The sequence below is a fragment of the Photorhabdus sp. CRCIA-P01 genome, from assembly GCF_003545805.1.
Classification (GTDB): domain Bacteria; phylum Pseudomonadota; class Gammaproteobacteria; order Enterobacterales; family Enterobacteriaceae; genus Photorhabdus; species Photorhabdus antumapuensis.
In genome coordinates this window covers 1-9,723 of record NZ_NMQR01000083.1, presented here as the reverse complement: position 1 = coordinate 9,723, position 9,723 = coordinate 1, and the positions used below count along the sequence as shown (strand labels likewise).

At 40.5% G+C, this 9,723-nt stretch carries 13 protein-coding genes; 9 read left to right on the top strand and 4 right to left on the bottom strand.

The genetic code is table 11. From position 1 onward, the window contains the following. On the top strand, window positions 1-280 hold a 280-nt coding region (locus D3222_RS22930), incomplete at its 5' end, for a transposase (RefSeq protein ID WP_198672728.1). 296 nt (window positions 281-576) lie between these two features. Here the strand turns inward: D3222_RS22930 and D3222_RS22925 are convergent. Beyond that, window positions 577-873 (bottom strand): Dabb family protein, encoded by a 297-nt coding sequence (locus tag D3222_RS22925; RefSeq protein WP_157975411.1) that lies wholly within the window; start codon window positions 871-873, stop codon window positions 577-579. A gap of 374 nt (window positions 874-1,247) precedes the next feature. Between D3222_RS22925 and D3222_RS22920 the strand changes: the two genes are divergently transcribed. Together D3222_RS22920 and mscS are read left to right on the top strand one after the other, a co-directional pair. Beyond that, window positions 1,248-1,619, top strand: coding sequence for a YacL family protein (locus tag D3222_RS22920; protein ID WP_118988173.1), 372 nt, complete (start codon window positions 1,248-1,250; stop codon window positions 1,617-1,619). Window positions 1,620-1,754: 135 nt separating this feature from the next. Continuing rightward, entirely contained in the window at window positions 1,755-2,627 is an 873-nt protein-coding gene (gene mscS, locus D3222_RS22915) for a small-conductance mechanosensitive channel MscS (RefSeq protein WP_118988172.1), read from the top strand. Between the two features lie 112 nt (window positions 2,628-2,739). Here mscS and D3222_RS22910 read toward each other — a convergent pair whose 3' ends face one another. Next, window positions 2,740-3,120, bottom strand: a complete 381-nt coding sequence (locus D3222_RS22910) for a hypothetical protein (protein ID WP_157975410.1) — start codon at window positions 3,118-3,120, stop codon at window positions 2,740-2,742. A 235-nt stretch (window positions 3,121-3,355) separates the two neighbouring features. Between D3222_RS22910 and argO the strand changes: the two genes are divergently transcribed. Both argO and D3222_RS22900 read left to right on the top strand, forming a co-directional pair. Next, entirely contained in the window at window positions 3,356-3,979 is a 624-nt protein-coding gene (gene argO, locus D3222_RS22905) for an arginine exporter ArgO (RefSeq protein WP_118988170.1), read from the top strand. A gap of 113 nt (window positions 3,980-4,092) precedes the next feature. Then, window positions 4,093-4,815: an oxidative stress defense protein gene (locus D3222_RS22900; RefSeq protein WP_118988169.1), complete on the top strand. Its 723-nt coding sequence runs from the start codon at window positions 4,093-4,095 to the stop codon at window positions 4,813-4,815. Here D3222_RS22900 and D3222_RS22895 read toward each other — a convergent pair. Next, window positions 4,812-5,714 carry a LysR family transcriptional regulator ArgP gene (locus tag D3222_RS22895; protein WP_118988168.1) on the bottom strand — a complete coding sequence of 301 codons (903 nt, stop codon included), beginning with the start codon at window positions 5,712-5,714 and terminating at the stop codon, window positions 4,812-4,814. The genes D3222_RS22900 and D3222_RS22895 overlap by 4 nt on opposite strands. A gap of 380 nt (window positions 5,715-6,094) precedes the next feature. Between D3222_RS22895 and D3222_RS22890 the strand changes: the two genes are divergently transcribed. The 4 genes from D3222_RS22890 (at window position 6,095) to serA (ending at window position 9,373) form a co-directional block, all read left to right on the top strand. Continuing rightward, a complete protein-coding gene (locus tag D3222_RS22890; RefSeq protein WP_118988167.1) occupies window positions 6,095-6,649 on the top strand; it encodes a hypothetical protein in 555 nt (184 codons plus the stop codon). A gap of 223 nt (window positions 6,650-6,872) precedes the next feature. Beyond that, window positions 6,873-7,034, top strand: coding sequence for a hypothetical protein (locus tag D3222_RS25690; protein WP_198672905.1), 162 nt, complete (start codon window positions 6,873-6,875; stop codon window positions 7,032-7,034). A 165-nt stretch (window positions 7,035-7,199) separates the two neighbouring features. Further along, window positions 7,200-7,859 carry a ribose-5-phosphate isomerase RpiA gene (rpiA, locus tag D3222_RS22885; protein ID WP_118988166.1) on the top strand — a complete coding sequence of 220 codons (660 nt, stop codon included), beginning with the start codon at window positions 7,200-7,202 and terminating at the stop codon, window positions 7,857-7,859. 272 nt (window positions 7,860-8,131) lie between these two features. Beyond that, complete coding sequence (gene serA, locus D3222_RS22880; protein WP_118988165.1) at window positions 8,132-9,373, top strand: phosphoglycerate dehydrogenase; 1,242 nt, start codon at window positions 8,132-8,134, stop codon at window positions 9,371-9,373. A 162-nt stretch (window positions 9,374-9,535) separates the two neighbouring features. On the opposite strand, the gene D3222_RS26320 is transcribed toward serA, so the two are convergent. Next, window positions 9,536-9,723: hypothetical protein (locus D3222_RS26320; RefSeq protein WP_232832640.1), on the bottom strand; the 188-nt coding region annotated here is incomplete at its 5' end.

The window sequence follows — 9,723 nt, the reverse complement described above, 5'->3', positions numbered from 1 at the left end:
GGATGGGGCGGGTTACAACAAAGCTCATCTTGTGAAGGAGTGGGCTTATGTTAGCAATATTGAGTTACATTACCTTCCTCCATACAGCCCAAATTTAAACCCGATAGAGCGATTATGGAAGGTCATGAATGAACAGGTTCGAAATAACCGTTATTTCGCTGATAAGCATGAATTTCGAGACAAAGTCTTCAAATTTTTCACCACAACGTTACCTGATATAGCGGACTCGCTGACGTCTAGAATTAACGACCATTTTCAGGTGCTAAAAACTGCATCTTGAAGTTTCTTGGGTATATACCCTTCATCTTTCAAGCTGCTGCTTTGTTGGCTGCTTTCACTCACCCCAGTCACATCGTTATCTATGCTCCTGGGGATTCGTTCACTTGCCGCCGCGCTGCAACTCGAAATCTATTAGGTATAGTATTTAATTATTGGTTAAATATTTAAATTTTCCATGATAATCCATATAAACATATTTCTACCGATAATCGGCGCGTCTAATTATTCTTAGGTGCGCCGGCAATATTCATTATGTTGAACATTGATTAGTATATAGTTATTTCCCATAAATGAAAATTACACTTCATAATCAAAGACGATGAGGTCGTCGACAGAATCTATAAGCAGATCTTTTAATTTGTCATGCGCTGGGTGAGGCAAATAGTTTGAAATAGCTTGATGATCATCAAATGTCATGGTGATAGCATGTGTAAAACCTTTGTTTTTGTTTTCACTACTTACATTACTTCCCCACTCGATAGAAGAAATACCTTTGATCTGATGCTGCATGGAAATAGCGGTATCTCTTATCGTCGTTAATTGTTGTTCTTTTATCTCGGATGTGAATTTTAACAAAAGAATATGGCGTATCATAATGGCTCCTGAAAGGTGTCTTTGTTTTTTCTGACAAGATGGAAAATAAGTTGTTCTATTGCAAGATCCTTGAATATATCTCATCAATTAGTGGGCGTGTGTTCGATTTTGCTGTTTTTGTTTCTCTGAGATATTATTAATTATAGTGTATTTGTCTATATTTGCACTGAGGCTGAACTCTCCTCCGATGAAAGCCATGGCGGACACAAACCTCAAGAATAACTTGGGGTGTATATTTCGGTTATCCAGGTGAAAACCAGACTGTTGTGTCAGCATAGAGGCTTTAATCTCCCACTTCTTGGCAGTTTGTGGGCTGATTCTGGGGCGGAATTGCTAGGAAATATTAAAATGGAAAGAACGCACCGGAGGTAATGATGGAATACGAATTTTTGCTGGATGTCACTGGACAGGTGACGAGCCGGTTCTCAATGGATCACGAAGCTATTGGTCAGTGGCTGAATGAAGAAGTTAAAGGTGATTTGGTGGTGATAGATAAGATTGCCTCAGCGTTGGCCGGAATTAAAGGTAGTGAACGTCAATGGCAACTTGTAGGTCATGAATATACGCTGTTAATGGATGACGAAGAAGTTATGATTCGCGCCAATCAGCTTGAGTTTGAAACTGATTCGATGGAGGAGGGTATGAGTTATTACGATAATGAGAGCCTAGCTTTTTGCGGTACCAAGGATTTTATTGATATGTTGGCCGATTATCGGGGTTTTATTTTGCAAAAGTACGATTGGTAAAAAGCTGTATATAGACGAAAATAATTCTCTGGCACGATAGGTTTTTTTCTTACTGTTAATGGTTGTTATGAAGGATAGTCATCGAGTAATTTTACTCAATTATAGTTGAATAGCTAAAGAATCAAGGTGGTTTTAATGGAAGATATCAATCTGTCTGGTGGTATTAATGAGGCTACAAGCTGGCTTATTAATCATCAGGATTTAATCATTCAATATCTGGTCAATACTGTTGCTGCTATTTTGATTCTTGTTCTGGGATTGATGGCGGCGAAACTCATCAGTAAAGGCGTGAAAAGAGTTATGTCATTGCGCGGCATTGATGTAACGGTATCAGATTTCCTGGCTGCTGTTGTTCGTTATTTGATTATTGCGTTCACTATTATTGCAGTGTTGGGCAAATTAGGTGTTCAGACGGCTTCTGTCATTGCAGTTATCGGTGCTGCTGGTTTAGCTGTTGGTTTAGCTTTACAGGGTTCTTTGTCCAACTTTGCCGCAGGGGTATTGTTGGTGGCTTTTCGCCCAATCCGTGCGGGCGAATATGTTATTCTGGGCGCCGTTGAAGGCACTGTTGTTCAGGTGCAGATTTTCTCTACTACATTGCGTACAGCAGATGACAGAATTATCGTGATCCCGAATGGGAAAATTATTGCAGATAATGTTATTAATACCAGCCGTGAACCAAATCGTCGAACCCAGATCATGGTCGGTGTTGCGTATAATGCGGATATTGATGAAGTTAAAAAAGTATTAGGTGATGTTATTGCCGCAGACAATCGTATTCAGCATGACAAAGGCGTGACGATTCGTTTGCATGAAATGGCACCTTCTTCACTGAATTTTATTGTGCGTGTATGGACTACCAATGGTGATGCTTGGGAGGTTTATTGGGATTTGATGGAGGACTTTAAACGTACATTGGATAAACACAATATCAGTATTCCTTATCCACAAATGGATGTTTATTTGCATCGGAATCAAGCTATGGCGCGGAATAAAATGAGTGATTAATCAGAGGGGATTGGATAATAACCTTCTGATTATGTGAATAAACCGTAAATTTTTACCAGTAAATTAGCGCCGCGCTGTCAATAGCGCGGACGCTCTATTCCCCTAGTTTATTTTATCGACATAAGGTATTAAAGTTGTTTTTAATAAAATCATCGTTGATATCTTCTGTCAGTGCTATTTTCTTGTTATCAGATAAGCAAAGGACAGCGGATGAAACATCTGAAGTATGGAAATTAATATCAGCAGTGACTATTCCATCACCTTTTTCACCCTGTATTTTAAGAATAAAGCGCTCACAGCCTTTTTTGCATAAAGAAGGCTGATAATAACTGAGCTTTACATCTGTAATATTTGCTGTACCAATATAGTGTTCAATTATTTCATAGTGGTTTAATGTCTCTTCAACATCATTTCGAAGCAAATAGTAGTTTCTTACAGTAAGAGCAGCAACAATAATGATTGCTAATAGCATGAAACCCATAATTTTTTTCAAAATAATCCCTTCCTCTTATTTTCATGGAATTGATAGATTCATTAATACTTTTAGTATGTATTAGCTTGATTTCCCTTGAATTAATCAAATAATTTTCCTGTAAAAATCTGCTTCTTGGTTGGTTATTAAAATTTCTTATGATCGATTAGCAGCATTTGTTTCCTCTAATGAGCTATTCTTCTTAATATTCTGAACATTGAAATAGCAAAGTGAATAATTATTGAGGAATTTTTTTATGTTATCGACATTTGTGCAGGGTTTTTTTCTTAGCGCAGCAATGATTTTGCCTCTTGGCCCACAAAATGCCTTTGTTATGCAGCAAGGCAGCAGGAGACAATTTCATCTAATGAGTGCAACTTTGTGCGCGATCAGTGATGGCTTTTTGATTGGTGTCGGTGTATTTGGTGGTAGTGCATTACTTAGTCAGTCAACTTTACTCTTGCAATTTGTCACCTGGGGAGGTGTTGCTTTTTTATTCTGGTATGGATGGGGGGCCTTACGTGTGGTTTTGTTTGCCAATATTGAACTGGCGCAGGTAAATAATTCAGTAAAAAACCGTTGGCGGGTAATTGCGATCATCTTTGCGGTCACTTGGTTAAATCCGCATGTTTATTTAGATACCATTGTTGTTCTGGGCAGTATTGGTGGTCAGTTATCTTCAGAACTCAGGCCGTGGTTTACTTTTGGTGCTGCAAGTGCTTCTGTTAGTTGGTTTTTTTCTCTGTCATTACTGGCTGCATGGTTTTCCCCTGTGTTAAGTAAGCCGCTTTCTCAACGGATTATTAATGGGTTTATCTGTATCATAATGTGGTATATCGCATGGCAACTTGCTAAGCAGGGATTGCTAATTTCTGATTAATCTGAACACTTCTTTGCATACAGCCTGTGTGTTAGTGTTGCATTCATCCCATGTATATTTCGGTTTTTCCGTGGGATGAACATTTTCTGTAACAGGTTTTCTTCGGAGGTTGTGTGAAATTAAAATCATTAGGGTTGGCCGCCATGTTAAGTGCCGGGGTGCCACTTGCTGCACAGGCTGCTGATTTACCTGCAGTCCCTCATGTTATTACTTCTGGTAATGCGGTAGTGAAAGCAGAACCGGATATAGCAACATTGATGATTAACGTCAATATTTCTGCTAAAGATGCTTCTGGGGCTAAAAAGCAGGTTGATGAGCTGGTTGCTAAATATTTTGATTTTCTGAAAAATCACGGTATTGAAAAGAAAGATATTGATGCGGCGAATCTGCGTACTCAGCCTGATTATGAGTATGACAATGTATCTGGCAAATCGGTTCTGAAAGGCTATCGTGCGATCCGTTCAGTGGAAGTGAAGGTTCGTAAGTTAGATCAGCTTAATGATCTGTTAGATGGTGCATTAAAAGCGGGTTTGAACGAAATTGTATCTGTTCAGTTTGGTGTGGACAATCCGCAAAAATATCGTGATGAAGTGCGCCAGAAGGCCATTGAGAATGCGATTAAACAAGCTGATGCATTGGCGAAAGGCTTTAATAGCAAAGTTGGCTCGATATACAGTATCAATTACCGAGCACCAGAGGCGATTGATCACATGAAGTATCGCAATACTGATGTGATGATGTCGGGAGGTGCTGCTGCTGGAGTGGGTGAAACTTACCAGCAGGATAGCATCAATTTCAGCGATCAGGTTGATGTGGTTTTTGAGCTAAAACCTTAATTAATGTCATCTTGTCTTAACATCTGACGCCCAAGTTTCAACAGGGCGTCAGTCACTTTTTTCATGGTCCTGCTTTCCGGTGCAAAACGATGCCAATAGAGCATCCGGCGCTGACATAAACCCGGTGTCAAGTCGACCAGTTCACCATTTTTCAATTCTTGATCAATCTGTAAATGTGGGATCATACAACAAGTAGAACCCTGTTTTGCCAGTTGTACAAAGGCTTCAGATGAGTTGACGATATGACATGGAACGCTACCCGGTGACAACTCGAAGTTCTGTTGTAAAAATGCCTGATGCATATCATCCAGATGGTCGAATGCAACCGCAGGGGCTTTTAGTAACGCCGAGCGGGTAACCCCATTTGGGAAATGGCGGGCAGCAAATGCTGGTGAGGCGACAAACAGATAATCCAGTGCGCCTAGTTTATCGACCAGACAACTGGGTAAGGGTTGTGGTTGAATACTGACCGCGCCAACGACTTCACCTCTTCTTAGCTGTTCTTGAGTCCGAGTTTCATCTTCAACTTGAATATTGAGTCGGATAGGTAAATCAGCGAGTACTGGGTGTAGTGCCGGTAACAGCCAGGTTGCTAAGCTGTCAGCGTTGACGGCCAATGAAAGCAGCAATGGAGTATCGGTACTTTGTTCATCACCTAGCCATTGTTCTTCCAACAACTCTACCTGATGTAATAGCGCCAGTAGTTTTTGTCCTTGTTCCGTGGGGCGCGGAGGAACGGTGCGTACTAGCAGAGGCTGACCGAACAGATTTTCCAACTGTTTGATACGTTGAGAAACTGCGGATTGAGTGATACAGAGTTTCTGGGCAGCACGTTCGAAGCCGCGTTCTCGGATCACTGCATTCAGGGCTTGTAGTGTTCGGTAGTCAGGGCGTTTCATTATAGAAAGATTCTCCACTTATTTTTCTGAATATCACTATGCCATATTTTTCTGATGGATGAGGCAATTTATCTGGTGAACTGTAAAATCCTACCTTTCAGAAATTACTCATGTTATACCCAATTTGGATAAATTTTTGTTGGTTATTCGCCTTTGGGAAGAGGGTTCCATTTTTGAAGGTTAAGTTTGTTGATGTGGTTGAATCGGCGATATGCTCAGGGGAAAGCACTGGGTGAAGCTGTTTTTGCTAGCTTAATGATGAATTTTTGATCGGGCTAAAGATTGTTTTCATGTTTCGCTTAAGTGTGGTCTTTCAATAAAGTTGTTAAAAAATCGTTATTTTTGGCTATTTAATAACAATGTAAGTAAGGTTGCTTTTTATGCTGTCACTGAAACATGTTGCACAATTAACATATAATACTTTGCAGTTATATATGGATCAGAGAGGAATAGATTTGGCGGTTGGTCCTATTTCTGACAGCGATGCAAACATGCTAACAAAAGCGTATGGTGAGCTTAACTGGGAATATTATATTACAGAAATTGGTAATCGACATGATTGCTTTAGTTTGTGTATAAAATTTGTTACATCAAGAGAAAATTTCCAAATTGAGTCTGTTCCGGCTGGGGTCGCCCTATCGACATATGATTTGAACGATAAGAGTTTTAACATCCATGTATTGGAAAATTTTGTGAAGGATACAGAAAATCATCCGTTGCATAGAAAGATGCTTTTGTATACTCTGTATGCAACATTGATTTTCATGAATATGGTTGATGGTGAAGACGTCAGGATTCATGAACCCGTTAAGGATAAAATAGCTTACTATCGTTCGTTTGGTTTTGAGCTAGAGCGTTGTGGATATGTAATGTCATGTGATATGAAGACATTAGCGGCAAAGTTGAAGAGTAGGTCTAAGGAGTTAGTTCTTTGACATATCTGTGCTTACATGCACGTTATAGTATACAGATAGAAATCGTTATTTTGTTGAAGATGAAATCTTAATGATCTGCTTTGTAATAAACTAAATCGGGTGGACTATCTGTTTTTACGCTCTAAATTTGTAGCTATGTCCACAACAGAGAGATTTTGTCGGGAATTTTTCCTGTAATGACGAAATCAGTTCAGTAATGTGAAGTTGTTTTAGAGGTGTAGCTATGAGAACACAAAAAGAACCGATGTTCGATACCATTCAAACTCATAAAAAAGCTGGAGAGACCTTGGATTTTCTTATGAAAGTAGGTCCGGTTTTGGAAGAACATGCACAGGCACCAAGCCAAGAAAAGCAAGGTCGTCGTCGTAACAAAGAGGCTGCATAAACTTCACTCTTTTTGTAGCCCGCTAATATGGCGGGTTTTTCACATCATTTAGTCTTGGTTTTTCATGATTCATCTCACTCAACTGAATTGCGGTTTCTTTGTTGCTATCAAAGTTTATACTAGTCGACAGTCTTTCCTTGTAACTGATATAGGCAATGAATTGATATGACTCAGGACGAACTAAAAAAAGCAGTAGGTTGGGCAGCACTCGAATTTGTTACACCAGGAACAGTTGTGGGTGTGGGGACAGGTTCAACGGCTTCACATTTTATTGATGCTCTCGGTTCCATTAAAGATCAGATTGAAGGGGCAGTATCCAGCTCTGAGGCTTCTACCGAGAAGTTAAAAAGCTTGGGGATTCCTGTGTTCGATTGTAATGAAGTGGATTCCCTAGATATCTATGTTGATGGCGCGGATGAAATCAATGGCAATATGCAGATGATTAAAGGCGGTGGTGCTGCATTGACGCGTGAAAAAATCATTGCTGCAATAGCAAAAAAATTTGTTTGTATTGTTGATGCTTCTAAGAAAGTTGATGTATTGGGTAAATTTCCTCTGCCAGTCGAAGTGATTCCAATGGCTCGCGCTTATGTTGCTCGTGAGTTGGTTAAATTGGGGGGAGTACCAAAATATCGTCAGAATGTTGTGACTGATAACGGTAATGTGATTCTTGATGTGCATAATCTAGCCATACTCGATCCTGTTGAGTTAGAGAATAAAATTAATCGTATCTCAGGTGTGGTGACTGTGGGTCTATTTGCTAACCGTGGTGCGGATGTTGTATTGATGGGAACGTTCGATGGAGTGAAAACCATCACTCAATAATATTATTTACAGGGGCGGAGTTTTTCGCCCTTAAAAATTTTTTCACTTTTAAAATAGGTGAAGAATTTAGTGATATATCTCATATCTCTGATTGTTATTTAATCTAAATCCTAATTTTATTCTTTTTCAGATCATTTTATTCCGCATAATAACTACTTTATTAAGACTTATGTGACAAGAATAGCAATCGTTTATATTGCTGTGTTCGTTTTTTTTGTTATGTTGAGAGAATGAATCTTAAATGTAACGAAGCGTAACAATAGGCAGGATAAATGGTTAAGGTATCTCTGGAAAAAGATAAGATTAAGTTTTTGCTATTAGAAGGTGTGCATCAGAGCACGGTAGAAAATCTGCGAGCAGCCGGTTATAGCAATATCGAATATCATAAGGGAGCATTAGATTCCAAAGAGTTAAAAGAGGCCATTCGTGAGACCCATTTTGTAGGTATCCGTTCCCGCACACAACTGACCGAAGATATTTTCCAGGCAGCGGAAAAATTAGTTGCTGTAGGCTGTTTCTGTATTGGTACCAATCAGGTTGATCTGAAAGCGGCGGCAAAACGTGGTATCCCTGTCTTTAATGCGCCATTTTCTAATACCCGTTCTGTTGCTGAAATGGTCCTTGGTGAGTTGTTGTTATTGCTGCGTCGTATTCCTTTGGCGAATGCGAAAGCTCATCGTGGAGTGTGGGATAAGCAGGCTAAAGGCTGCTATGAAGTTCGTGGTAAAAAACTGGGCATTATCGGTTACGGTCATATTGGTACTCAGCTTGGTATTCTGGCTGAAAATATTGGTATGGATGTCTACTTTTACGATATTGAAAACAAATTGCCATTAGGTAATGCTCATCAGGTACGTCATTTGTCAGAATTACTGAATATGAGTGATGTGGTTAGTTTGCATGTACCAGAAACGCCATCAACTAGAAATATGATTGGTGCGACCGAACTGACCCTGATGAAACCGGGCTCTATCCTGATTAATGCTTCACGCGGAACGGTGGTGGATATCCCGGCATTATGTGATGCATTGGAAAGTGAGCATCTGTCAGGGGCGGCTGTGGATGTGTTCCCTGTTGAACCGGCAACTAATAATGATCCATTTGAGTCACCGTTACGTAAATTTGATAACGTGTTGCTGACTCCACATATTGGTGGTTCTACCCAGGAAGCGCAGGAAAACATTGGTTATGAAGTCGCGGGAAAGTTAGCGAAATACTCTGATAATGGTTCTACCTTATCAGCAGTAAACTTCCCGGAAGTGTCTCTTCCTGTTCATGCTGATGATACCAACCGGTTTCTACATATTCATGAAAATCGCCCGGGTATATTGAACAGTATTAACCAGGTGTTTGCTGAACAAGATATTAATATCGCCGCTCAGTATTTGCGTACCAGTGGAGATATGGGTTATGTGGTTATCGATATTGTGACTGAAAATCCTGCTCAAGCTGAAATGGTATTTCAGAAACTGAAGGCATTGCCGGGTACTATCCGTTCTCGTCTGCTTTACTGATTATTTTGATTATTATAAATGGGCGCTTTGTGTAAGGCGTCCATTTTTTACTGGTGCGCCGGGCATGGTGCGCAGCGCCCTGAATGGCGCTGGCTTTTGACCGTGGTGGTTAAAGGCTGACTCAGAGGTGAAAGTCCTCCACACACCCGGCAAGGGGAAGTGTTAGCCAGAGGCAAGGGTGCCGTGGGTGACTGCGGATCTGAAGGAAGCCCGAGGCAAAATGCTGGTCTGACGAACAGGAAGCGGATAAGAGGCGGCGTGATGCGGGTAAGGTTGCCAGTAAAGCTGAAGCCCGATACTTGCACGGAGCATCACGACGTAGATCCGACAGGCATAAGCAGGAAGGTCAC

Bases quoted from the DNA above. Each gene is read 5' to 3' on its own strand.
- D3222_RS22925 (WP_157975411.1), bottom strand. From the start codon at position 873: ATGATACGCCATATTCTTTTGTTAAAATTCACATCCGAGATAAAAGAA.
- D3222_RS22920 (WP_118988173.1), top strand. From the start codon at position 1,248: ATGGAATACGAATTTTTGCTGGATGTCACTGGACAGGTGACGAGCCGG.
- mscS (WP_118988172.1), top strand. From the start codon at position 1,755: ATGGAAGATATCAATCTGTCTGGTGGTATTAATGAGGCTACAAGCTGG.
- argO (WP_118988170.1), top strand. From the start codon at position 3,356: ATGTTATCGACATTTGTGCAGGGTTTTTTTCTTAGCGCAGCAATGATT.
- D3222_RS22895 (WP_118988168.1), bottom strand. From the start codon at position 5,714: ATGAAACGCCCTGACTACCGAACACTACAAGCCCTGAATGCAGTGATC.
- D3222_RS22890 (WP_118988167.1), top strand. From the start codon at position 6,095: ATGCTGTCACTGAAACATGTTGCACAATTAACATATAATACTTTGCAG.
- D3222_RS25690 (WP_198672905.1), top strand. From the start codon at position 6,873: ATGAGAACACAAAAAGAACCGATGTTCGATACCATTCAAACTCATAAA.
- rpiA (WP_118988166.1), top strand. From the start codon at position 7,200: ATGACTCAGGACGAACTAAAAAAAGCAGTAGGTTGGGCAGCACTCGAA.
- serA (WP_118988165.1), top strand. From the start codon at position 8,132: ATGGTTAAGGTATCTCTGGAAAAAGATAAGATTAAGTTTTTGCTATTA.